Source organism: Mycobacteroides abscessus ATCC 19977 (genome assembly GCF_000069185.1).
GTDB classification, from domain to species: Bacteria; Actinomycetota; Actinomycetes; order Mycobacteriales; family Mycobacteriaceae; genus Mycobacterium; species Mycobacterium abscessus.
Genome location: NC_010397.1, coordinates 3,476,516 through 3,500,084, shown reverse-complemented (window position 1 = coordinate 3,500,084; position 23,569 = coordinate 3,476,516). Strand labels below are relative to the sequence as shown.

Below are 23,569 nucleotides of genomic sequence, written 5' to 3'. Positions count from 1 at the left end.
GCCGGGTTACGGCAGAGTGGTGCGCATCAACATCACGTTGTACGCCGACCACAGTGACAGGTTGAAGTACAGCTCCTTGCCGGTGGTCCACGGATGCAGGTACGGCGCGTAGGGGCCGCCCGGCATCTGGGATTCGGTGACGATGATCTGCGGCGGACTCCACGGTCCCTGGGGTGCAGGGGATGTCGAGAGCAGGACATCGCCTGACTTGTCGCCGTACATCACGAGGTACTTCTTGAGGTACGTGTTGTACTGCGCGGACATCTCACCCACCGGGCCGGAGAGGATCGGGGTGGCGGCGTTCGGGTCGCCGGGCACCCACGTGCCGCGATCGGTATTCCAGAACTCGTGCTTGGCGGCGTCGGGCAGATTTCCGGGCAACGCGCGTGACACGAAGCCGGATCCGCTGCGCCCGGAAGGAGTTCCGAAGATGTAGATGTAGCCGTCGTTGCCCTTGACGTACGCGGCCTGTTGGAAATTCTCGTTTCCTGGGGTAAACGGGACTTGGCTGATGGCGTCGGGCGATGCCGGACGGATGCTCTGCGGGAACGTCTTCCAGTTCTGACCGTTGTCGTTGGACACCGCGGTGGCCGAATAGTTGGTGGTCCATTCGCCGGCGCTGTCCCAGCTCTTGATGGACATGTAGTTCATGTACTGGGTGCGGCCGACGGAAATGGCGGCTGTGGGGATGATGCCGCGCTCCTGGGCAGCCCACTTGATGGGCGGGATGATCTGCTTGGAGTAACCCGGACGGGACTGCGGCGAACCGGCATACGGGTTGGTCGTGGATCCCTCCGCCACTGCGAGACCGCGCGACAGTGATTTGTCCTGGGTGCGCAGCAGGGTGTTGTAGCGCCACTGCTGACTTTTCATTCCGCAGTATCCATAGGTATCGCCAAAGGCCATCAGCACCTGACGGCCGGCGTTGTCGCCGTTGTCCCACATGATGCCGAGGTCGGTTCCGGAGATGCTGAACTTCTGCAGCGTATTGGCCCCGGTATCCACTCCGGTTACCCAGCCGACAACCGATGTGGTCGGGGAGACGGCGGCGTCGGCGGCCGGGCCGACGGCCGGCGCAGGGGGAGCAGGAGCGACGGCGGCGGCCTGCTGATCTTGCAGGTTGTTCGGCGAGCCGGGCTCCGGCGGATTGGGTAGGGCCGGCCGTGCCAGCTCCTGGGCCCATCCCGGCTTCTTCTTTGCCGATTGTTGAGGGAGGACCTGCTTGAGAATGGCAAGGGGCAGCTTGCCCAGTTCCGGCAAGGGTGCCTTGTCATTGGCGCCGGCGGGTCTGCGGCCGATCGGTGGAGCCTGCCCGGGTATGCCGTCATCCGGGACGGGAGTCGGGGGCTGAAGCCCGGCGGCGGGGCCCGCGCAGGGATCGGCATATGCCACGGGGGCAACATCGACCGCAACGCTTGATCCGATAACGGCCGAGGTCATCAAGACCACGGAGATCCGGCGGCGCGTCGACATGTCAGACCTTCCCGGGGCAGGACGTCACACCGACGTCAGTAATTGACTCCCGTGACGATAGTGGCAGGTGGGGCCAATGTGGCTACTGGTGCATGGATAGGTATGTTCCCGTGACCGGGCCGAAACCGACCGTGGCGCGGTCTGCCGATTTCTAGATGTCGCGATCAGTTATCTTGTGTTGGCCGGGTCATCTGCGGCGAATTACCCGGGTTGCCTCTTATTTTCCGCGCACGAGTGACGTCATCCGGTGGAAGACAGCTATCTTGGCTCCCATGGCTTCAGGGTCGAAGACGCCCACTGTCCGGGTAACCACCCCCAACGGGATCGTTGAGGGATTCGTGCGGGGAGGGGTGCGGCGCTTCCGGTCTATTCCCTATGCGCGGCCGCCGATCGGATTGCTGCGTCTGCGTGCGCCGCAGCCCGCATTGCCATGGGAGGGGGTGCGCGACTGCACGGAGTTCGGCGCGGCCGCCCCCCAGCGGCGCCGCTATCGGGTGCTGGGGCCGGGACGCGTCCAACGGGCCAGTGAAGACTGTCTGACGGTCAACGTGGTGACCCCCGATCGCCCGTCCAATGAGCCGCTGCCGGTCATGTTCTTCATCTACGGCGGCGGTTATCTACTGGGCAGCTCGGCCACACCCCTGTATGACGGCGCCGCTCTGGCTCGCCGCGGATGTGTCTATGTGTCGGTGAATTACCGTGTCGGGGCATTGGGGGCACTGGATCTGTCGTCACTGTCCGACCGCGATCACACCATCGACGGGAACCTGTTCCTGCGCGATGTGGTGCTGGCTTTGCAGTGGGTGCACGACAATATCGGGACATTCGGTGGCGACCCGGGCAATGTGACGATTTTCGGGGAGAGCGCGGGGGCACATTGCGTGGAGACGCTGATGGCCACGCCTGCCGCCGCGGGGCTGTTCCACCGTGCCATCTGCCAGAGCACCGCCAGTGGGATGGCGGTGCCAGCCGACTCTGCTGCCATGTACGCCCAGAAATTCGCGCAGATTCTCGGTGCCACAACGCAATCGGCGGCGGAAACGGTGCTCAGGTCGAGCCCCGCCGAACTTGGCGCGGCGCTCAACATGCTGATCGCCGATATTGTGACCAACATGCCGGGCGGCTCGTTCGCGATCGGTCCGTGCATCGACGGCCATTACTTGCCGCGCCATCCCATCGAGGCTATGGAACATGGTGAGGCACATCGGGTTCCGCTGATCGTCGGGCACAACGCCGATGAGGCCAAGTTGTTCACCAGGGTTTTGAAGATGATGCCGCTGTCCGAGTCGGCGCTGGAGGGAATGCTGGCGCGAGGTGGGCCGGGGCACCGTGACCGCATCGTGGCGGCATATCCCGGGTACCCGGAGCGTTCGGCCCGCGTGAAGCTGGCCGGCGACATGAACTTCTCCACCGCGGCCTGGCAAATGGCGGAGGCGCACCATCGATATGCGCCGGTGTACTTCTACCGCTACGACTACGCGCCCGGGGCGTTGCGTATTGCCGGCATGGGTGCCACGCACGCCACGGAATTGCTCGCGGTGTTCGATAGTTACCGCGGCGCCATGGGCACTGTGATGGCGGGAGCCTTGGGCCGTCGTGATGCCGTGCGAGTAAGTAATGACGTGCAACGCCGTTGGCTTGCCTTCGCGCGCAGTGGCGTTCCCGGTGACGGATGGCCCACCTACGGGCCGCCGGATCGTGCGGTGATGGTGTTCGATCACGCCACCCGGGTGGAACTAGACCCGGAAGCCGCTCGGCGTGCGGCGTGGGAAGGCTTCAGTCTCACTCTCTAAATCCGCCATTGTGGCCCAACTGGTTGGTTGCCTAGGATATGCCGATGGCAAAGAAGCCCATCCGCATCAACACCGTCAACGGCACTGTCGAAGGATTCACCCGCGGCGGCGTGCACCGCTTCCGTGGGATTCCCTACGCCGAGCCGCCGGTGGGTCCGTTGCGCCTGCGTGCGCCCCGGCCGGCCCTGCCGTGGACGGGGGTGCGCACGTGTCGTGCGTGGGGAGCGGCGTCCATTCAGCAGCATCGCTACGCAATCATCTTGCCCGGCAAGCCGCAGAAGCTCAGCGAGGACTGCCTTACTCTCAATGTCGTTGCCCCCGAGGGGCCGGTCAGTGGACCCTTGCCGGTCATGTTTTTCATCCACGGCGGTGGCTACTTCCTGGGCAGCTCGGCCACCCCGCTCTATGACGGGGCGAGCCTGGCGCGGCGGGGATGCGTGTACGTCTCGGTCAACTATCGGCTGGGTGGGCTTGGCTGCGTTGACCTTTCCTCGTTGTCCGATGACAAGCACACCATTGACAGCAACCTGTACCTGCGCGATTTGGTGCTCGCGCTGCAATGGGTGCACGACAACATCGGGGCCTTTGGCGGCGATCCCAACAACGTGACGATTTTCGGGGAGAGTGCCGGATCGCACGCGGTGAACACACTGCTCGCGGTGCCGTCGGCTGCGGGCTTGTTCCACCGGGCGATCTGCCAGAGCACTGCCAGTGGGCTGGTGGTCAGCGCCGAGGACGCGGCGGTGAATGCGCGTCAGTTCGCGAAGTACCTCGGTGCCAGCGACTCGAACGCCGCGGCAACCGTGCTGGCGGCCAAGCCGAAGGATCTGGTGAAGGCGCTGTTCCGGCTTATCGGGTCGGCCAAGCATGTACCGGGGCTATCGCTGCGGATCGGGCCGAGTATCGACGGAGATGTGTTGCCACAGGACCCGATCGAGGCTATGGAACGTGGTGAGTCACATCGTGTTCCACTCATCATCGGATACAACGCCGAAGAGGCCACCCTGTTCACCAAGGTGCTCAAGATCCTGCCGATTACCCCGGAGGCACTCGAGCATTCCTTGTCCAAGGGCGGGCCCGACTTCGTACGGCGCATCATCGAGGGCTACGACGGATATCCGTCGCAGCAGGCGCTGCTGCAGCTGGCCGGTGACCTGGCATTTGGTTCGGCAGCGTGGCGGGTGGCCGAGGCGCACGGCCGGTACGCGCCGACGTACTTCTACCGGTATGACTACACGACACGGGCACTGCGCCGTTATGGGCTGGGCCCCACCCACGCCATCGAACTGCTCGCGGTATTCGGCACGTACCGCACAGTTGCCGGGCCGTTCCTCGCCGGGCGCGCAGACCGTGCCGTGGCACGTTCCGTGAGTGACGAGATGCAAAGGCGCTGGCTGGCTTTCGCGCACACCGGAGTGCCCGGTGACGGTTGGCCCGCCCACACGGTGCCCGATCGTCAGGTGCTGATCATCGACAACCCGTCTCGGTTGGAGGCTGATCCCGACGCGGACCGCCGCCCGCTATGGCAGGACGTCACCTCCATCGTCTAGCCCACACGCGGCGGTACGTTGGGCTTCATGATCATCGTGACGAGCAACGACATCCCCGGCTACAAGATCGCCGCGGTATTCGGCGAGGTCTTCGGACTCACCGTGCGGTCGCGGCACATCGGCTCCAATCTTGCGGCCTCCTTCAAGTCCATCGCCGGTGGCGAGCTCAAGGGCATTACCCAGTTGCTGCACGAGAGCCGTCGTGAGGCACTCGCCCGGCTGGCCGCCGAGGCCGAAGCCCGTGGCGCCAATGCCGTGGTCGCGTTCCGTTTCGAGACCACCGAGTACGCCAATACCGGCGTCGAGGTGTGTGCGTACGGCACCGCCGTCGGCATTCAGCCGATCCAATAGCGACCGTTCGGTAAGACACGGTTCACCTGATGCGGGCAGAATCAGGTGCGTGAGCAACGCGCGCGCCGGACAGCCGGCCCAGCCGGAAGACCTCATCGACATCGCCCATGTGGTGACCGCGTACTACGCGATCGAGCCCGACCCGGCGAACGTGGCCCAGCAGGTCGCGTTCGGGACGTCGGGACATCGTGGATCGAGTCTCGACGCTGCCTTCAACGAGGCGCATATCGTGGCCACCACCGCCGCGATCGTCGAATACCGGAATGCACAAGGTATTAGTGGGCCGTTGTTCATCGGCCGCGACACCCATGCTCTCTCCGAGCCGGCATGGACCAGCGCACTAGAGGTGTTGGTCGCCAACAATGTTGTGGTGGCCATTGATTCGCGCGATCGGTACACGCCGACCCCTGCGGTGAGCCACGCCATCCTGCGGCACAACCGCGGCAATCCGGCCGGCCGCGCGGACGGGATCGTCGTCACCCCGTCGCACAATCCGCCCCGCGACGGCGGATTCAAATACAACCCGCCGCACGGCGGCCCCGCCGACACCGATGCCACGGGCGCAATTGCGGCACGTGCCAACGAGATCCTGCGCGACGGCTGGCGCTCGGTGAAGCGGGTACCGCTGGCTCAGGCACTGAAGTCGGTGCGGCGCTATGACTTCCAGCAGGCATATGTGGACGATCTGATCAACGTGGTCGATCTCGACGCGATCAAGGGCGCCGGAATCCGGATCGGCGCCGATCCGCTGGGCGGAGCCAGCGTCGACTATTGGGCCGCGATCGCGGATCGCTGGTCACTGGAGCTGACCGTGGTGAACCCATTGGTGGACGCCACCTGGCGGTTCATGACCCTGGACCACGACGGCAAGATCCGGATGGACTGCTCCTCGCCCGATGCGATGGCCTCGCTGGTTGCCTCGCGGGATAAGTACCAGATCGCGACGGGCAACGATGCGGACTCGGATCGGCACGGCATCGTGACTCCCGATGCCGGGCTCATGAATCCCAATCACTACCTTGCCGTAGCCATCGATTACCTATTCAGTCATCGCGGCGGCTGGGCTGCCCAGACCGCGGTCGGTAAGACGTTGGTCAGTTCCTCGATCATCGATCGGGTGGTGGCGGGCCTGGGCCGGACGCTGATCGAGGTACCGGTCGGGTTCAAATGGTTCGTGAACGGGTTGATCGACGGGACAATCGGTTTCGGTGGCGAGGAAAGCGCCGGGGCGTCCTTCTTGCGCCGTGACGGCTCGGTGTGGACCACCGACAAGGACGGCATCATCGCCGCCCTGCTGGCCTCGGAGATCCTGGCGGTGACCGGAGTGACACCCTCGCAGCGGTACGTGCAGCTGACCGAGAAGTATGGCGCCCCAACGTATGCCCGCGTCGACGCACCGGCGAGCCGTGAGCAGAAGGCCGTGCTGAGCAAGCTTGCACCCGAGCAGGTGAGCGTCACCGAGTTGGCCGGTGAACCCATCGTCGCCAAGCTGACGAATGCGCCCGGTAACGGGGCACCCATCGGCGGACTGAAGGTTGTCACCGAAAATGCCTGGTTCGCGGCCCGGCCGTCGGGCACCGAGGATGTATACAAGATCTATGCAGAATCATTTCTGGGCGCCGAGCACTTGAACCAGGTACAAGATGCCGCGAGGGAGGTTGTCTCGGCGGTCATCGGTTGAGTAGCTGTCGCGAAGGAAACGCAGACAACGCGACGGTAAAGCCACGCCTGCCGTGGGAGATCTGGGTTCTGGTCGTCGCAAGCCTGGTGATCGCGCTCGGGTTCGGCGTGGTGGCGCCCGCGCTGCCCCAATACGCCCGCAGCTTCGGGGTGAGCGTGACCGCGGCGACTGCGGTGGTGAGTTCGTTCGCGGCCTTCCGGCTGGTGTTCGCACCCGTGGCCGGCGCACTGGTGCAGCGGCTGGGGGAGCGCTGGGTCTACATGAGCGGACTGCTGATCGTCGCCGCATCTACCGGTATCTGCGCCTTCGTGCATAGCTATTGGCAGCTGCTGGTGTTTCGCTCGGTCGGCGGGGTCGGTTCGACCATGTTCACCGTGTCCGCGGCGGCGCTGCTGGTGCGCATTGCGCCGGAGGAGATTCGGGGACGAGCCCAGGGGTTGTACGGTTCGAGTTTCTTGCTGGGGATGGTAGCCGGGCCTGCACTGGGCAGTGCTGTTGTGGGGCTGAGCCTTTCGGCGCCCTTTATCATCTACGCGGCTGCGCTGGTGATCGTTGTCATGCTGGTCTATTTCGGACTGCGGCGCTCCACGCTGCTGGATGTCGCCGACGAGCACCACGGCACTCCGGTGAGGTTGACCTCGGCGCTGCGTCACCGGACGTTTCTGGCGGCACTGATGTCGAATTTCAGTGCCGGATGGGCGATTTTCGGGATTCGTGGCGCACTGCTCCCGCTGTTGGTGGTCGAGGCGCTGCATCAGCGTCCTGGCGCGGCCGGGCTGGTATTCGCCGCATTCGCCGCCGGCGACGTATCTACGGCCTTTTTGGCCGGGTCGTGGTCCGATGACATCGGTCGCAAGCCACTGGTGGTCGCCGGGCTGGTGGTGTGTGGGTCCACCGTGGTGGCGATGGGGTTCGTGTCATCGCTGCCGGTGCTTGTCGTGCTCTCACTGATAGGCGGGATCGGAGCAGGTTTGTACGCGTCCCCGCAGCAGGCCGCGGTGGCCGATGTGGTGGGCAGCAGGGGCAGGGCAGGCACGGCGCTGGCCACTTTCCAGATGACGTCCGATATCGGGCTGGTGGTTGGACCCGTCGTCGCCGGGGCGATCGCCGAGCACACGTCCTACGGGTGGGCGTTCGTGGTGGGTGGGGCGATGCCGCTGATAGCGGCCGTGGCATGGGTGTTCGCACCCGAGACGCTGGGGAGACTTGCGTCACCGCAGGTAAGGAGTATGCAGGAAGTAGCAGAGGATGTCGGCGGCCCTGAGCGCTGAGATTTTGAGAGCCCGTCGCCGTGGTGTAACTTCTTCCGAGCACGCAACTAAACAATGGGGCTATGGCGCAGCTGGTAGCGCACCACACTGGCAGTGTGGGGGTCAGGGGTTCGAGTCCCCTTAGCTCCACCATAATCCCAGGTCAGACGACCTGGGATTTTTTGTCTCTGAGGACCAGGAATGGCTGAGGGGATATCAATCGGTGCGACGCAGAAGTGGCCCGTCGTGGCAGGTGGCGTCGGTCAGCGGCGGTGGACCGCCGAAGTGCGGGCGATCGCGTTGGATCGGCCGGTTTTCTCGCGCTGAAGCGGTCTGCCGGTTACGGCTGTCGGTTCGGGGAGCCAGGCACATTTGTTCAATTCGGTGAGTGCGGCCCGCACGCGGCGCCAGGCCGACACGACAGCCATCCGAGGACCGTCCAACGGCTAGCAGCATGGTCACCCCGCACCCGCTTTGACGCGCAGCCGTTTCTTGAGTGCCAACGCGCGTTTCTCGACAACGAACCAGCTCATTGCTGCCAGGGGCAGTGTCACCAGGGTCGCCACGATGAAGAACGGGAACACCCGCAATGTTGCGAGTCCCATGATGACGAGTAGCTGTTGGATGGGAAAGGCGTAGATGTACACCCCGTAGGACAGGTCATTGCGCAGGTTCAGGCGTTTCAATAGCGCGCCGGAGGCAATCACCAGATATGCCAAGGGGATTGCTCCCAGAACGCGGTAGTTGGGCAGTAGCCCGGATAGCAATAGCAGTCCCAGCGACAGGGCGACCAGCGACCATTTGGCGGGGATCTTGTCCTGGTATTGATAGATCAACGCCCCGGCCGCGAACATGACTGCGAATCGGGCAATCATCTGGGGAATGGTGGACATTGCGAAAGCCGGGAAGCCGAAAACTGCTGTAGCGGTGAGGGTTAACACAAATGCGGTGGGGATGGTCCACCGGTGCTTTAGTAGACTCGAAATCCCGAGCAGCGCGACGACGATGTAGCAGCCCGTCTCGAACGCCAGCGTCCACAACGAGCCGTTCCATACTCCGGGCCATGGAATGTTTTTCGGGGTGCCGGCGATGCCGGGATAGAACAGCACATTCATCAGCCCGTTGTTCAACACGTACGCGGCGGGCGCCCCGGACTTCATCAGTTCGCTGACGGAGCCGCGTTGAATCAATACGCCGAGTGGAGCGATGACGAACGCGGTGATGAATACACATACCCACAATCCCGGGAGGATCCTCAAGGCCCTTGATGTGAAGTAACTGCGCGGCTGCGGGTTTCGCATCCAACTCGAAGTGATCAGGAACCCCGATACGGCGAAGAATCCGTCCACCCCAACCTGCGAAAGCAATTGAGTGATAGGCCTCGGCGGAATCTCGTGGCCGGTCAGGGGCCAGGTGTGCCAGAGAATCACCGAGGTAGCCAGGACGAGCCGCCATGCGTTAAGTGCGTTGTTACGCGGATCAAATACCCGTCCCAGCACCGCTCCTCCCAACCCCTGTCGCGGACGTCACACCTAAACAAGATCACTACAGACCTTTCACAGTCTGAGCGTTGGCGCAAGTTGGCATGAATATCTGGCATGAATATTTAGCGCCCTCGGCCTAGCTGGCGATCAGCGATTCCACCGCACCAGGGGTGGAGAGGGCCGTAGTCTTGGCGGCCCCACGCGACCGTGTCGAGTACAGAGTTTCCTTGGAGCCGTTGACTTCTTGGCGGTCCCGATACTCTGGCTAATGCGTATACGCATGAACCTGATTCAGGAGGGCGAAGCCATGCCACAGCACAGACGACTGACCTATGGGGATCACCCGAGCCAATACGTCGACATTCTCGAGCCGGATGAGCCGGCGGCGGCCCTTGTCCATGTCATCCATGGTGGCTTCTGGCGTGAAGCCCTGAGTGCTGAACTCACCGCACCAATAGCCCGTGACCTGTGCACCGACGGCTTTCTGGTTGCGAACATCGAGTACCGCAGGGTCGGTGGTGGAGGCGGATGGCCCGAAACGTTCGAAGATGTGAAGGCGGCGATAGCAGCTGTCCGGCAGGCCGAGCCAGACCTTGTTCGCTCACTTGCGGTTGGACACTCCGCCGGTGGCCATCTGTCACTTCTGGCCCTCGCGGCGGGATTGGCCGACTTCGCTGTCGCCTTAGCCCCGGTCAGTGACGTCGACAGAGCATTGCGGGAGAACCTCGGCGGTGGGGCCGCGGCAGAATTCCTTGGAGTCGCGGGGTCTTCACCACGTGAGGTTCGGACGGCATCGCCGATCGGCAATCTCGGGCACCGGCGGCAGCATGTCCTCATACATGGCTTGCGTGATGTCAATGTCCCGGTCGAGCACTCCCAGCATTACGTGTCCGCCGCTAGAGCATCAGGTACCCCTGTCGACTACTTCGAGTTCGCCAATCTGGATCATTTCGATCTGATCGACCCGTCCTCGTCCGCATGGCGTGTGGCCAAGCAGTGGATTCGGTATCAGCTCATATAACGGTAGTGCTGCGCCGCAACACTTCTGGAGGTTTTGAAAGCAGTCCGCTGCGCCGCCAATACTGAGTCCCGGTGCGCCGGTTACTGGCCTATTGAGCTTCGAGCGGTGACGCGCAGGCGAATCCGGTGGCGTTCGGCCTCCGACATGCCACCCCACATCCCATGTGGTTCTTCGATCTCCAGCGCGTAGGCAAGGCAGCGCGTTGCTACCGCGCAGCTTCGGCACACGTCTCTGGCGTGCTGTTCCCGGAGCCTTCGCTCGATAGGCCTTTCGTCGTCGTTAGCGTAGAACAGATCATGGTTGGCGTTGCGGCATGCGCCGCGTAGCTGCCATGCGAGATCTTGAACGAGAGCCGTGGTCCCGGCTATCCGAGCATCCTCCACGCATATCCTTCCCGCAGATGTCCGTCACTTTGAGTGGTGTTGTCCAAAACCTCACACAAGATGATTGCGATGATGTGAAATGGGCGTTGCGCCAAGGGAATCAACCTTCAGTCGCAGCCTGCTCGCCCAGTGGATGTTTGGGTCATTCGGGCGGTTTGTCGGATTTCGAGTAGTCCACTACGCAGGTATCGCCGCGACCGCCGGGCCCACAATTGCGGCGCGGGGGACCGCAGATATTGGGCCCACAAGTCCGTGGTTGTAGTCATCCAACAATCGCGAATGCGGGTCTATTTGACGGCGATCACCGCAATTCCATGATGAATCCACATTGGAAGAAGGGTGAAATTCATGACTACTGCTCACTCAGGCAAGCCTGTTGCTTCAACAGAGGCTCCTGCCATACGTGATATCGAATCTCACACCACGGAAGATCATCGGGCCAATAGTCCAGAAGCGCCATCGCATGAGGGCGCGGCTGTGCCCGCACCTTTCCGTGAAGCCTCGAGTCGGCCCGCACCATTGATCAAGCAAGGGAGCTAGTCCGATGCCTTGGTTAGCGTTTCATAGCAACTACAGCCTGCCGGTCTCCGTCGCAGTCATGCAGGTGGACTCGGATGCTTGCGGTGGCGAGTACGGCGGTTGGGCCACGCACGGCTGGTGGAATCTGAATCCGGGCGAGTCGAAGACTGCCATATGGACGAAGTACGACGCCGCGTATTACTACGCCAAAGCCAGCAATGGCGCATGGTGGGGCGACGTGAACGGCCCTCGCGTATATGTCAATCCCTACTACCGATTCGATTCATGTCTGCTCATCGGCACGTCGACATGGGATGTCGTCAAGATGAGACGTGTGGGTGTGGGCTCGTTCCTGTTCAATACACATACGGTGAACTTGAATCCCTGAATCTGCGCGCGCCGCGGTCGGGTCTTGGAATCGAGACAGGAGTTCGGTTCCAAGACCCACGACCATGACTGTCGGAGGGCTGGGTATCGCACTGACACGGTGCCATATGTGTGAGGATGTGACCTGTACCGATCTGCAGAGATGAAGTCCACCAGCCGAGTTCGTAAGAGCTGGCCCTGCGAAAGGCATCAGGCTATGAACCCGACGACGCGACGGGCTGCGGCACGGCCTCGATACATTCTGTTCGCCGTGCTTGTGCTGGCCTGCGTGCTGTGTGCGCCTCCCGCCGCTTCGGCCGATACCGTGCAGATCACTCCGGCGAATGAACGCCGTCTCCAAGAGCTGGTCGCCGAACGGAACCGCCTCGCGGCCCAGAATCCCGCGCAGTTGAGCGCCGCAATATCGGCCCTCTTTCTGCATGTGCCGTACGGCGCCAACACCCTTGTCGGGTCTGCCTCTGTCCCTGAGCAGTTGGTCGTGGAACTGACGCGCGTGGACTGCTTCACGTACGCGGACTATGTCGAAGCGCTGAAGCGGTCCAGTGACCGCGCCGGCTTCCTTGCTCAACTGACTCAGATTCGTTATCGCGGAGGCGATGTCAGCTTCACGCAGCGCCGCCACTTCTTTACCGATTGGGCCGCCGATGCGCCCGTTAATGCCACCGATGTGACGGCAAGCCTGGGTGCGCCAACGGAGCAGGTGACCAAGATGCTCAATCTGAAGGATGCTGGCGACAGTTACCTGCCGGGACTGCCGCCGCGCTCACGCACGGTCTTCTATCTACCGAGTGCTCTTGTCTCCAATGGTGTTATCGCAAACCTTCGCGACGGCGACTACCTCGGTGCTTACGCCACGGCCAGCGGACTCGACGTCACTCATGTGGGAATCTTTCTGCACACGCCATCTGGGCCAGTGCTACGCAACGCCTCGTCACTGCGCGCGAACAACCAAGTCGTGGATACGCCCCTGCGGGAGTACCTCGACACGGTCCCAGGCATTGTCGTGCTACGGCCGATCCGATGACGCGACATAGGGCGCGGAGGGCCGAGTGTTGTCTGCCTTGAGCGCGACGCAGCGGTGCGAGCTGTTTACGCTGCTTGAACAGGCCTTTGTGGCTGCTGACGCGGATGCCGGAGTCGCCAGGAGTTGATCACGTCAGGCCCGTGACGAAGCGGACCCTGCCCTGCACCGTGATGTGGTAACTGATGCGGTGTATCACGGCGTCGTTGTCACGCACGGCCAGATCCACGAGCAGTCCGTCGAAGAGGCTGCGGAAGGTTTGGCCTGGCTGTGGTCCGGTGCCTGTCCGCGTCCGGAAACTCCAGCGATCAACCGCGAAACCCGCATCGATCGCCTGATGCCGGTCGAAGATCGAACTCAGCGTCGCGAAGGGAATAACACTGTCCACCTGAAACCACGGGAAGGTTCCGGTGGGTATCGGGATGTTGTGTCGCGTCGTGATCGCTTTGAAGGCGTCGCCCATGTTGGGGGAGATCAATGCCTGGTCGCGTGACCAATCGACGGTGGTCTGGCCGGGCATGTTGACGATGGCTACCCCGTTTGTCTGAAAGATGAAGCGCTGGTCGGCAATTGATGACGGCGGCTGCTCATTGACCGCCAATGCGGCCGGGGTGAAGAAGTGCGATTGACTCTCGATATTCGGGATGAGGACCATGGTGCACGCGCCTTTCGTGGCTGGATGAATATCCTTCCAGCGCAGGGCCGTTGGTCTCAGCCGAACGTTGGTGGTGCGAGGATATGGACCGGAGGCAACGGTGAGCGCGAGTAGTGTGCTACCCGACTTGGGACCGCAGGCTTAGCTAGCGGCCCATACTTTCGCCCGGTCCAGTTCGTCAAGGCCGAACAACGAAATCTCGCCGGGCACCATCCATGCGAGCGCATGCAGGGTATGCGCCACCCACTCCTTGTCCGTCACCACCGCGATCTTCTTGAAGGCTGAATGATGCTGGAAGAGCATCCCCAAGCCCAGCTTCAAGTCTTCGGCGAGCCCGCCGGGCCCAAAGCCCTCGTAGTCGCTTGCGATGACCTCAACGATCCGCAGCTCATCGCCGTTTAGTGCCTCTTTTATGGTCGATGTGAACTCGCGTAGCTCGTTGCCGGTCAACCTGCCGGACACCCGGAATCCGACCACGCCCTCTGGCGCATCGGGCAGTACTTCGATCATGGTTTCTCCTCGCCCGGAGTTTTGACGTCTCATTCCATCGTAGGGAGGGGTGAGCGAGCCTTGAGGTCGGTCGAACGCGGGTCGAATCCGTAGTAAGAAAGACTCATGACCGAGGTTCCCGACGAGCTGATCGCCGCCGCGTCGAAGGCACGTTCCGTCACCGTGCTTACTGGCGCCGGCATGTCCGCCGAGAGCGGGTTGCCCACGTTCCGCGATGCGCAGACGGGGCTGTGGTCGAAGTATGACCCGATGACCCTTGCCACCCCGGAATCATGGCAAGAGGACCCGGGGCTGGTGTGGGCGTGGTATCAGAATCGGCGCATCCAGCTGCTGGCGGTACAACCCAACGACGGGCATCGGGCGTTGGCGCAGTGGGGATCTCATCGCGACATTCGGATCGTCACCCAGAACGTCGATGATCTTCACGAACGTGCCGGCAGTTCGAATGTCACGCACGTTCACGGCAGCCTGCTCAAATCGCACTGCGACACCTGCCGCAGTGATTTCGAGGCAACGGTTTCCGCCCCCGAAGCGGAGCGCGTGGCCCCGCCGGAGTGCGGTTGCGGGGGAAAGGTCCGCCCGAGCATCGTGTGGTTCGGGGAGATGCTTCCCGAGGTCGAGTTCGGTCATGCGGTAGCGCATTCGCAGAATTGCGATCTGATGTTGCTCATCGGCACCTCCGGGATCGTGTATCCGGCGGCAGGGCTCCCGCAATTGGCTCTGAGTCGTGGCGCGACCGTGGTCGAGATCAACCCGCAGGAGACCGACCTGTCCGATCGCGCGGACCTGGTTTGGAGATCCACTGCGGCCACGGCACTGCCTGCGCTCCTCCAGGCGCTGGCACCGTTCTGAGCCTGCGCGCACAGGTCCATGGCTGATGGGGCTTGTCGCTCATAGCCGGGCACCAGGTGCCTCCCTGCACCGGCTCGTGACCATCCTTGCGCCTGATCCGTTATTTGCGATAACGTATCTGCCGAGGTGGGATTCAACTCGACGTCGAGATGAATTTGCTTGGAGGCGTGTGTGTTTGGAACTGACGTCCGGTTCGACGGAAGAGTGGCCATTGTCACCGGAGCGGGCGGTGGGCTCGGCCGCGAGTACGCTCTGCTGTTGGCAAGCCGTGGCGCCAAAGTGGTGGTCAACGACATCGGATCGTCCGACGAGCTGCTGGGCGGTGGTAGCTCCGATGCACCCGCAAACTCGGTGGTTGCCGAGATTCAGGCCCTCGGCGGCGACGCCATCGCAGACACGAACACCGTCGCTACCGGGGCAGGTGGACGCGCCATCGTCGGCACCGCGCTGTCGGCCTGGGGGAGAGTCGACATCGTCATCAACAATGCGGGAATCGTGGGGCCGATCAAGACTTTCGCCGAACTCACCGACGAGGACGTGGACACCGTGTTCGGAGTTCAGTTACTCGGGCCGTTCAACGTGCTGCGCCCGGCGTGGAAGGCCATGGTCGATCAGGGCTACGGACGGATCCTGAACATCTCATCCGGGAGCATATTCGGGCAGGGGGAGGCCTGCACCTATCCAACCGCGAAGGCCGGAATGGTCGGCATGACCACCAATTTGGGGCTGGCCGGCCCGGCATATGGCATCAAGGTGAATGCGCTACTGCCGGTGGGGTTCACCCGGATGGTGGAGAACATGCCGGAGCCGGCGCTGAGCTGGCTCCGCGACACCTTCCCGGCCGCGTTGGTGGCGCCCGTTGCCGCATACCTGGTATCCGAAGATGTGCCGTGCTCGGGTCTCAGTTTCAGCGCCGGCGGTGGACGATTCGCGCGAGTCTTCCTCGGTGAGGCACGGGGAGTGACTTCCTCGCAGCTCACCATCGAGGAGGTTCGTGACAGGTTCGAGGCGGCGATGGAAATCGAAGGCGCCGCCACCATGGCCAATGTTGGCGACGAGCTCAGGCTCTACGCGGCGGCGCTGACCGGCCGGTGATACCTCACGCCTGATAAGTGGGCAGCACCTTTTCCCAGTCTTCGATGTTGCCGCGAACCGGCCGAAAGATGGGATGCGGGCGCAGTCGGCGGGGATTGCTAGTGGCAAGTAGGTCCGGATCGCGTTGTGCCAGTTTGGTGTCCAGCAGCCATCGTTCGTAGGCCAGTTGCCCGCGATGAACATCGATCAAAGGTTCGGAGACGGTGGCAGGTATGTCGATCAGCGCGCGGTTGAATCGATAGCCGCGCCGGTCGGCCTCATCGACAAGACCAACCAGGTATGCACCGATCCCGGCGAGCGGCCTATCCAACGACTTGAACCGCTCCAGCTGCGGATGGTTACGGTAGCCGCGCGTACGCCCCTGCAACACCTTTTGGGCCAACAAGGTTTCGCGCCAGCATGCGACCAGCCCCCTGGCGTCGAGATTCCCAGGATGGAGGGACCACAGTCGCATGCCTTCTCTGTACCCGAAGACGGCCACGCAGGCCACGCAGACACGGAGTTACAGACTCACCAACTCCCCGGATCGTCGCCACAACTCTTCTTGTGCTTTCTGGTCGGAGCGGATCCGCACGGCCGGGAGCTGACCCAGGCCGGGGGTAGAGGTGAAGAACTGCCCGGTAGTGGTGGCGAGGTCCTCGTCGAGCACCAACCGGAGGCCCATCCTGGCTCCCTGATCCGGTCGGCGAACAAACGGTGTGCGCGAGGCCAAGCCCGCGACCGCAGTCAGGACACGGCTGTCCCGGACGAGTCCGGTCGACACCATGCCTGGGCAGAAGCAGTTGGCCGTCACCCCGGTACCGTCGAGGCGTCGCGAAAGTTCCTGGGTAAAAAGGATGTTCATCAGCTTCGACTGTCCGTACCGAATTTCTGAGCGGATCGCGTTGTAGCGGCGTGCTTCCGCGAATCGCTCCAGGTCTATGCGGGGCCATGAACGGTGGGCCTCGGAGGCTGTGATGACGATACGGGCGCGTTCCGCGGCGACGATCGGTTCAAGCAGAAGGTTGGTCAGCAGAAAAGGCCCGAGGTGGTTGGTCGCTGTCATCAGGTCGAAGCCGTCCGCGCTGGTCCTGCCCGAGAGGGAGTGGATACCGGCGTTGTTCACCAGCGTGTCGATCCGGGGGTGTGTCGTGGCGATTTCGTGCGCTGCGGCCCGTACTGAGTCCAGGTCGGCGAGGTCGGCCTGAATGTATTCGGGTGCGGTGATCGCCCCGTTCTCCGCCGCGAGTTCACGGACCGTTGCGCTGGCCTTGGCTGGGTCGCGGGCCAGCAGGGTCAGCAGGGCGCCACGCCGAACCAGTGCACGGGCGATCTCTTTGCCGATCCCATTGGTTGCGCCGGTGATGACTATTCGTGACCCGGCGACGGGGCGATCTGGATATGTACTCATGACCCTCCTCATTGAGTGGACGCTGTGTATTCAAAAACACATGGTATTTGAATGCGAGAAGCATTTCAACGGTGCGCAGTCCTGTCAAGGGGTGGGCGTTGCGGTCGGAGTCGGTACATTGACCTGGTGTCGAAACGCCTGAGCCGGACCGAGTCGCAGGAGCTGACCCGCGCCAAGCTGATCGAATCGGCCACGCGGCTCTACCTGGAAAACGGCTACGTGGCGACGTCGACCGACCAGGTCGCCGAGGCGGCCGGGTTCAGCAGGGGTGCCCTGTACTCGAACTTCAGAAGCAAGGAAGATCTGGCACTCGCCGTCCTTGACGCGCACACCGAGGAGCAGTTCCAGGAAATCGCGGCCGTTGCCGCGGACTTGCCGCCCGAGCGGTTCACCCGATTCGAGACGTGGCTGACCAAATCGATGGGGGACCGGCGTTGGGCGCTCTTCAAATCCGAAGTCGCGTTGTCTGCCCGGGCAAATCCGGAACTGCGGCAGCAGCTCGCCGCCAGGGATCAGCTGGCCAGGCAGGCACTTTCTGTGCTTCTGGGGCATGTGGAGGCGGAGAGTGGAAACCCGCTCCCGGCTGCGCCTGAGACTTTGGCCCGCGCCATATTGGCGCTCGCCAAAGGGATCGCGATTGAGGGTCTAGTCGACGACGAAGTCTCGCCGGACTGGATCATTGATCTGGTGAAAAAGGGCCTTCCCCAGTAGCTTTCGAGCTAGAGCTCGCGTCTTAGGTGCCGAAGGTGAGAACGATCTTTGCGCCTGGCTCAAGATGTGCCCCGGCCGCGGGGTCTTGCGAGACGATCCGCGATTTCTGCTCGGCGTCGTTCACGGGAACCTCTTTAGTGGTGACATTGACCCTGCCCAGCTTACGTAGCAGGGGTTTTACATCACTCCACTGCAATCCGGCGAGATTCGGCATTACGCCCGGCACAACGGTCGGAACGGTCGTGCCGGGCGGGGTGGACGGGCCTTCCTCGGCGGCAGGCGTCGAGCATCCCGCCAGTAACCCCGCGACAACGCAAATCGTGGCAACCGTCCTCATTGAGCCCCCTCCCAATATTTCTGGCGCAGCAGTCCTTTGGCCAGCTTACCGGTGGGGGTGCGCGGAAGGGTATCGGTGAAGTCAAAGCTACGGGGCACCTTGTACCGGGCGATACGCTCGCGGAGAAAGTCGGTGAGTTCGGCGGCGAGCTCACGCGGAGCTGCCGACGAGTCCGCGGGCTGCACCACCGCCTTCACCGATTCGCCCATCTCGGCATCGGGCACCCCGATGACGGCGACATCCAGTACCGCCGGGTGCAGCGCCAGTGCGTTCTCGATCTCCTGAGGGTAGATGTTCACGCCGCCGGAGATGATCATGAATGCCTTGCGATCGGTCAGATACAGGAACCCGTCTTCGTCGACGTACCCGATATCGCCCGTGGTCGTCCACGTGTCATGAGCGGGATGGCAAGCACTGCGGGTCTTTTCGTCGTCATTGTGATACGAGAACGGAAGTTCTTCGCGCTCGAAGTACACCAGCCCGGCCTCGCCGGCGGGTAACTCTGCACCCGTCTCGTCGCAGATGTGCAGCACCCCGAGCGCGGCACTGCCCACGGACCCGGGCCGCTTGAGCCAGGTTGCGCAGTCGATGAAGGTAACCCCATTGCCCTCGGTGGAGGAGTAGTACTCGTACAGAATCGGGCCCCACCAATCGATCATCGATTGTTTGACCTCAACTGGGCATGGGGCAGCGGCGTGAACGGCGACCTTCAAGGAGGAAACATCGTAACGATCACGTATTTCCTTGGGCAGCTTCAGCATTCGAACGAACATCGTCGGTACCCATTGGCTGTGGGTAATGCGGTACTTCTCAATGGCTGCCAGCGCCTCTTCGGCTTCGAAGCGTTCCATCACCACCGCGGTGCCACCCATGGACTGGACGAAGCCGCAGAACCGCAGCGGCGCAGCATGATAAATCGGCGCCGGCGACAGGTATACGGTCTCGGCATTGAATCCGTAGAGATGCGCGAACAGCATTGCGAAGGGATTCGGCTCATCGACCTGCCGGTCCGTGAGCGGAACCTTGATTCCCTTGGGACGGCCGGTCGTGCCCGAGGAGTACAGCATGTCCGACCCGGCGGGCTGCGCAGGCAGCGGTTCGTCGGAGGCGCCGTCGAGCGCGTCTTCATACGAGTCGTATCCGCGGACGTCACCGCCGAACGCCAGCCGCAGCGTGACCGCCGGAGTGTCGTCGAGGATCGCCTCGGCCTGTTCGCGTACACCCGCGGCGACGACGAGCGCCGAGGAGCCGGAATCGTTGACGATGTAACTCACCTCTGCGGGCGCCAAATGATGGTTGACCGACGTGATGTACAGCCCGGACCGCAGTGCAGCCCAGTACACGACGAAGACCTCGGGAACGTTGTCGCTGAGCAGCGCCACGTGATCGCCCTTGCGTAGGCCGCTGTCATACCAGTGCCGCGCCAACCGGCGGGACTGCCTGTCCAGCTCTCCGTAGGTAAGCGTGGCTCCGGAGCCGGCCATCACCACGGCGGGCTTGTCGGGGAACTGGGCGGCGTGGGCACCTGGGTACACGGACGGGACCTTCCGACGGCGTTGTCTGCGGGCGCCGTCGACTGTACTTGACAGGGTGTCAAGTTCGATCCGAGACCCTGCCTCGACTCAATGCGAGCGGATCTCTTGCGAGCCTGGTGGCGCCCCAGAAAGATTCCCGTGCGTGACCGACGAACACTCCGGAGCCGCGGCATCTGCCGACGCCCGGCCCTCTACATCGCTGATCGCGCGCATCAGTATCGATTGGTGGGCGACCATCATCGCCGGAGTGATCGCCCTACTGGCGGTTGCGAACGTCCTGCCGAAGATTCCGTGGTGATCCGATGACGTCAAAGGCCGAGGCGCACACCGCCGATGAGGCATTCGAAAACCCCGAAGAGAGCTTCACCTCACCGCGGCCGCTGGACTATGTACCCGGCATCCTGCTGCTCATCGGCGTGGGACTGCTGGGCAAGTACGCGCAGATCTGGTGGAAAGACCTGGCCAAGGCGCAGCACTGGACGGTGCCCGATATCGAATATGTGTTGTGGGCCATCGTGATCGGACTGTTGATCACCAACACCGTCGGGCTGCACCGGATCTTCCGGCCCGGAGTGCAGACCTACGAGTTCTGGCTGAAGATCGGAATCGTCGCGCTGGGTGCGCGATTCGTACTCGGAGACGTTCTCAAACTGGGTGGCACCAGCCTGGTGCAGATCCTGGTGGACATGACCGTGGCGGGCGCCATCATCCTCTTGGCCGCCAAATGGTTTGGCCTCAGCGGAAAGCTGGGTTCGCTGCTGGCCATCGGAACCTCCATCTGCGGGGTCTCGGCAATCATCGCGGCCAAGGGGGCGATCCGGGCGCGCAATTCTGACGTCAGCTACGCCATCGCATCCATTCTGGCGCTCGGTGCGGTGGCGTTGTTCACCCTGCCGGCTATCGGGCATGGCCTTGGCCTGAGTGATTACGAGTTCGGGCTGTGGGCCGGTCTAGCCGTCGACAACACCGCCGAAACCGTCGCCACCGGCCGTCTGTACTCCGAGCATGCGGGTGACATCGCGACGGTCGTCAAATCCACGCGCAACGCGCTCATTGGGTTCGTGGTGCTCGGGTTCGCGCTGTACTGGGCTGCTCGCGGTGAGGCGGAGACTCTCGCTCCCGGGATCAAGGCCAAGGCTGCGTTCGTGTGGGACAAGTTTCCCAAGTTCGTGCTCGGCTTCCTGGCGGTCTCAACCATCGTTACCCTCGGGTGGCTGACAAAGGGTCAGGTCAACAACCTGGTCAACGTGTCCAAGTGGGCCTTCCTGCTGACCTTCGCCGGAGTCGGACTGAATACCAACTTCCGGGAGATCGCCCGCAGCGGTTGGCCCCCCCTGGTGGTGGCGGTGATCGGTCTGGTGGTGGTGGCAGCGGTGTCCTTGGGTCTGGTGCTGCTGACCTCGCGGGTATTCGGCTGGGGAGCGCACGTCTAGGCGGCTCGACCCCGCGTACGTACCGTCGTCACTTACACGTAACCGGCGCGGACCGCGTACGCAACATCACGCCGAGATCCTGTGCGGCGATGACGATAAAAGCCGCCGCCACAGTAGATATCGACGTAATTTCCGCTGACGCACCCGAATCGCCGGCCTCGGAATACGAGAATGAGCCGGTCCCACCGCACTCGCGACGAAGCCTGCTGTCCGTCGCGGCGGTGTGGCTCGGATTCCCGATGATCCTCACCTGCGCCGTTTTCGGTGGACTCATCGTCTATTCGTTGGGCTTCTGGCGCGGCATGCTGGCGATCGCATTGGGCAATGCCGTCCTGACGGCCTACGTCGGAGCCTTGAGCTATCTGGCGGGCAAGACGGGAAAGAACTTCGGGCTCACCGCGATTGAGACGTTCGGGCGTGGCGGATACCGAGTGGTTTGCGGCTTCCTGGCCACCGTGGTGATCGGCTGGTTCGCATTCCAGACGGGTTTGACGGGCTCGGTTCTGGCCACCTGTGCCGGATGGGATGCCCGGTGGACGGCGCTGGCCGCGGGCGTCGGATACGTAGCGGTGACGCTCGTTGGCATCAGGGCGCTCTCAGCGATAGGGCTGATCGCGGCGCCGCTTTATCTACTGCTGGGCATCACGGCAATCGTTCTAGCCCTGCGTGATTCGACGATCTCCGATGCGGTCGAGTACCGTGGGGGAGCGGGTGTTGCCGCCATGAGCATGGGCGCCGCGGTGACATTGGTAGTTGCCTGCTTCATCGATTCGGGAACCATGACCGCTGACTTCACGCGATGGTCTCGCAATGGACGGCAAGGCTTTTGGGCTTCCGTTGCGGCCTTCCCGATCGGGAACTGTGCGGCCATGGTCGTCGGCGGTGTGATCGTCGCCCTGGGCGCCGCACGTTCACCCGCGACCGACGGCGGCAATTTCCTCGGTACGCTGATCGACACCGGCGGCTGGTTGGTACCGGTGTCGATCGTGTTCGTCTTCGTGAACCTGGGCTCGGTCTGCACACATTGCCTGTACAACGGTGCCGTCGGATGGAGCCAGCTCACCGGTCACACGATGCGATTGCTTGCCGTGCTGTTGGGTGCGGCGGGAGTGTTGTTGGCCGTGCTGGGAGTGTGGTCGCACTTCGAGCAGTGGCTGACGCTCTTGGGTGTGGTGGTTCCACCGATCGGGACGGTGCTCATCCTCGACCAGTTGGTGTTGCCCCGTTTCGGGATAGCCGTCCGTGATGCCGCAATTCGTTGGGAGTCCTTCGGGGCGTGGGCGGCGGGCGCGGCGTCGGCGTTGGCCGCCCACCTGTGGGCGCCGCAGCTTTCTGACGCCCTGACGGGAATCGCGACCGCCGCGCTTGTGTACCTCGCAGCCGCTCGCGGCGCGCGGCGGGGCGTGCCGGCATGACGGGGCAGGTCGACGCGCAGCCCTATCCGTGGCCGTTTGACGGCCCCGTGGATCCCGGTCGCACCGCCGTACTGTGCATCGACTGGCAGGTCGACTTCTGTGGCCGCGGCGGATACGTCGACACGATGGGCTATGACTTATCGCTGACACGTGCCGGATTGGAACCGACGGCTCGCGTGCTCGCGGCAGCGCGGGCGGTAGGGATGACGATCATTCACACGCGTGAGGGTCACCGGCCGGACCTCTCGGACCTGCCTGCCAACAAGCGCTGGCGGTCGGCCCGCATTGGCGCCGAGATCGGCGTCGCGGGGCCCTGCGGGCGAATCTTGGTGAAGGGCGAGCCGGGCTGGGAGATTGTGCCGGAGGTTGCGCCGCTACCGGGTGAACCGATCATCGACAAGCCCGGCAAGGGAGCCTTCTACGCAACCGATCTCGACTTGGTGTTGCGTACCCGTGGCATCCGGTACATCGTGCTGACTGGTATTACCACCGACGTCTGCGTACACACGACCATGCGTGAAGCGAACGATCGCGGATTCGAATGTCTCATCTTGTCCGACTGCACCGGCGCCACCGATGCGGGCAATCACGCCGCCGCGCTGAAGATGGTGACCATGCAGGGCGGGGTCTTCGGTGCGGTGGCTGACTCGAATCAGCTGCTTGGAGCCCTGTAAACGCGTATAGATCAGGGGGTCTTCACACGCCGGTCGGCGCGATAGGCGA

At 63.1% G+C, this 23,569-nt stretch carries 24 protein-coding genes and 1 tRNA gene; 16 read left to right on the top strand and 9 right to left on the bottom strand.

What is annotated here, in order from left to right:
- Positions 1-6 precede the first annotated feature (6 nt).
- The gene (locus MAB_RS17520; protein WP_005111828.1) at positions 7-1,473 is read right to left on the bottom strand and encodes a DUF4185 domain-containing protein; all 1,467 of its coding nucleotides are present in this window, start codon (positions 1,471-1,473) and stop codon (positions 7-9) included.
- 272 nt (positions 1,474-1,745) lie between these two features.
- On the opposite strand from MAB_RS17520, the gene MAB_RS17515 reads away from it, so the two are divergent.
- The 6 genes from MAB_RS17515 to MAB_RS17490 all read left to right on the top strand — a co-directional run bounded on the left by MAB_RS17515 (position 1,746) and on the right by MAB_RS17490 (position 8,251).
- A complete protein-coding gene (locus MAB_RS17515) occupies positions 1,746-3,266 on the top strand; it encodes a carboxylesterase/lipase family protein (RefSeq protein ID WP_005115999.1) in 1,521 nt (506 codons plus the stop codon).
- Positions 3,267-3,310: 44 nt separating this feature from the next.
- The gene (locus tag MAB_RS17510; protein WP_005081131.1) at positions 3,311-4,816 is read left to right on the top strand and encodes a carboxylesterase/lipase family protein; all 1,506 of its coding nucleotides are present in this window, start codon (positions 3,311-3,313) and stop codon (positions 4,814-4,816) included.
- Positions 4,817-4,843: 27 nt separating this feature from the next.
- Positions 4,844-5,167, top strand: coding sequence for a YbjQ family protein (locus tag MAB_RS17505; RefSeq protein WP_005056510.1), 324 nt, complete (start codon positions 4,844-4,846; stop codon positions 5,165-5,167).
- A 49-nt stretch (positions 5,168-5,216) separates the two neighbouring features.
- Positions 5,217-6,848, top strand: a complete 1,632-nt coding sequence (gene pgm, locus MAB_RS17500) for a phosphoglucomutase (alpha-D-glucose-1,6-bisphosphate-dependent) (protein ID WP_005081136.1) — start codon at positions 5,217-5,219, stop codon at positions 6,846-6,848.
- A complete protein-coding gene (locus tag MAB_RS17495) occupies positions 6,845-8,119 on the top strand; it encodes an MFS transporter (protein ID WP_005081138.1) in 1,275 nt (424 codons plus the stop codon). Before pgm ends, MAB_RS17495 begins: the two co-directional genes overlap by 4 nt.
- Positions 8,120-8,175: 56 nt before the next feature.
- Positions 8,176-8,251: transfer RNA gene (locus MAB_RS17490), tRNA-Ala, on the top strand.
- Positions 8,252-8,556: 305 nt separating this feature from the next.
- Here the strand turns inward: MAB_RS17490 and MAB_RS17485 are convergent.
- A complete protein-coding gene (locus MAB_RS17485) occupies positions 8,557-9,597 on the bottom strand; it encodes an acyltransferase family protein (protein WP_005081140.1) in 1,041 nt (346 codons plus the stop codon).
- A gap of 292 nt (positions 9,598-9,889) precedes the next feature.
- Here MAB_RS17485 and MAB_RS17480 point away from each other — a divergent pair, with 292 nt between their 5' ends.
- Positions 9,890-10,603, top strand: coding sequence for an alpha/beta hydrolase family protein (locus MAB_RS17480; RefSeq protein ID WP_005115372.1), 714 nt, complete (start codon positions 9,890-9,892; stop codon positions 10,601-10,603).
- An 80-nt stretch (positions 10,604-10,683) separates the two neighbouring features.
- Here the strand turns inward: MAB_RS17480 and MAB_RS17475 are convergent, their stop codons facing one another.
- Positions 10,684-10,986, bottom strand: coding sequence for a WhiB family transcriptional regulator (locus tag MAB_RS17475; protein WP_005081144.1), 303 nt, complete (start codon positions 10,984-10,986; stop codon positions 10,684-10,686).
- A gap of 544 nt (positions 10,987-11,530) precedes the next feature.
- Between MAB_RS17475 and MAB_RS17470 the strand changes: the two genes are divergently transcribed.
- Both MAB_RS17470 and MAB_RS17465 read left to right on the top strand, forming a co-directional pair.
- Positions 11,531-11,893 (top strand): DUF1036 domain-containing protein, encoded by a 363-nt coding sequence (locus MAB_RS17470; RefSeq protein ID WP_005081146.1) that lies wholly within the window; start codon positions 11,531-11,533, stop codon positions 11,891-11,893.
- A 195-nt stretch (positions 11,894-12,088) separates the two neighbouring features.
- A complete protein-coding gene (locus tag MAB_RS17465; protein ID WP_005081148.1) occupies positions 12,089-12,916 on the top strand; it encodes an N-acetylmuramoyl-L-alanine amidase-like domain-containing protein in 828 nt (275 codons plus the stop codon).
- 127 nt (positions 12,917-13,043) lie between these two features.
- Here the strand turns inward: MAB_RS17465 and MAB_RS17460 are convergent, their stop codons facing one another.
- Positions 13,044-13,568 carry a hypothetical protein gene (locus MAB_RS17460; RefSeq protein ID WP_005081150.1) on the bottom strand — a complete coding sequence of 175 codons (525 nt, stop codon included), beginning with the start codon at positions 13,566-13,568 and terminating at the stop codon, positions 13,044-13,046.
- 141 nt (positions 13,569-13,709) lie between these two features.
- The gene (locus MAB_RS17455) at positions 13,710-14,078 is read right to left on the bottom strand and encodes a SpoIIAA family protein (protein WP_005081152.1); all 369 of its coding nucleotides are present in this window, start codon (positions 14,076-14,078) and stop codon (positions 13,710-13,712) included.
- A 105-nt stretch (positions 14,079-14,183) separates the two neighbouring features.
- Here MAB_RS17455 and MAB_RS17450 point away from each other — a divergent pair, with 105 nt between their 5' ends.
- On the top strand, positions 14,184-14,930 hold the full coding sequence (locus MAB_RS17450) for an SIR2 family NAD-dependent protein deacylase (protein WP_005081153.1): 747 nt from the start codon (positions 14,184-14,186) through the stop codon (positions 14,928-14,930).
- Between the two features lie 171 nt (positions 14,931-15,101).
- A complete protein-coding gene (locus tag MAB_RS17445) occupies positions 15,102-16,025 on the top strand; it encodes an SDR family NAD(P)-dependent oxidoreductase (protein WP_005081156.1) in 924 nt (307 codons plus the stop codon).
- 4 nt (positions 16,026-16,029) lie between these two features.
- Here the strand turns inward: MAB_RS17445 and MAB_RS17440 are convergent, their stop codons facing one another.
- Together MAB_RS17440 and MAB_RS17435 are read right to left on the bottom strand one after the other, a co-directional pair.
- A complete protein-coding gene (locus tag MAB_RS17440) occupies positions 16,030-16,479 on the bottom strand; it encodes a pyrimidine dimer DNA glycosylase/endonuclease V (RefSeq protein ID WP_005081158.1) in 450 nt (149 codons plus the stop codon).
- Positions 16,480-16,527: 48 nt separating this feature from the next.
- Entirely contained in the window at positions 16,528-17,415 is an 888-nt protein-coding gene (locus MAB_RS17435) for an SDR family NAD(P)-dependent oxidoreductase (RefSeq protein WP_005111818.1), read from the bottom strand.
- A gap of 126 nt (positions 17,416-17,541) precedes the next feature.
- On the opposite strand from MAB_RS17435, the gene MAB_RS17430 reads away from it, so the two are divergent.
- A complete protein-coding gene (locus MAB_RS17430) occupies positions 17,542-18,126 on the top strand; it encodes a TetR/AcrR family transcriptional regulator (protein WP_005077236.1) in 585 nt (194 codons plus the stop codon).
- 22 nt (positions 18,127-18,148) lie between these two features.
- Here MAB_RS17430 and MAB_RS17425 read toward each other — a convergent pair whose 3' ends face one another.
- Both MAB_RS17425 and MAB_RS17420 read right to left on the bottom strand, forming a co-directional pair.
- On the bottom strand, positions 18,149-18,340 hold the full coding sequence (locus MAB_RS17425) for a PASTA domain-containing protein (protein ID WP_005077235.1): 192 nt from the start codon (positions 18,338-18,340) through the stop codon (positions 18,149-18,151).
- Between the two features lie 119 nt (positions 18,341-18,459).
- Complete coding sequence (locus MAB_RS17420) at positions 18,460-19,998, bottom strand: acyl-CoA synthetase (protein WP_005094018.1); 1,539 nt, start codon at positions 19,996-19,998, stop codon at positions 18,460-18,462.
- Positions 19,999-20,140: 142 nt separating this feature from the next.
- Between MAB_RS17420 and MAB_RS17415 the strand changes: the two genes are divergently transcribed.
- The 4 genes from MAB_RS17415 to biuH all read left to right on the top strand — a co-directional run bounded on the left by MAB_RS17415 (position 20,141) and on the right by biuH (position 23,520).
- Positions 20,141-20,296 carry a hypothetical protein gene (locus MAB_RS17415; RefSeq protein WP_005081166.1) on the top strand — a complete coding sequence of 52 codons (156 nt, stop codon included), beginning with the start codon at positions 20,141-20,143 and terminating at the stop codon, positions 20,294-20,296.
- A gap of 4 nt (positions 20,297-20,300) precedes the next feature.
- On the top strand, positions 20,301-21,431 hold the full coding sequence (locus tag MAB_RS17410; RefSeq protein WP_005111816.1) for a YeiH family protein: 1,131 nt from the start codon (positions 20,301-20,303) through the stop codon (positions 21,429-21,431).
- 89 nt (positions 21,432-21,520) lie between these two features.
- Positions 21,521-22,846 carry a cytosine permease gene (locus MAB_RS17405; protein WP_005111813.1) on the top strand — a complete coding sequence of 442 codons (1,326 nt, stop codon included), beginning with the start codon at positions 21,521-21,523 and terminating at the stop codon, positions 22,844-22,846.
- Positions 22,843-23,520, top strand: coding sequence for a biuret amidohydrolase (gene biuH, locus MAB_RS17400; protein ID WP_005081171.1), 678 nt, complete (start codon positions 22,843-22,845; stop codon positions 23,518-23,520). Before MAB_RS17405 ends, biuH begins: the two co-directional genes overlap by 4 nt.
- The last annotated feature ends 49 nt before the right edge of the window (positions 23,521-23,569 follow it).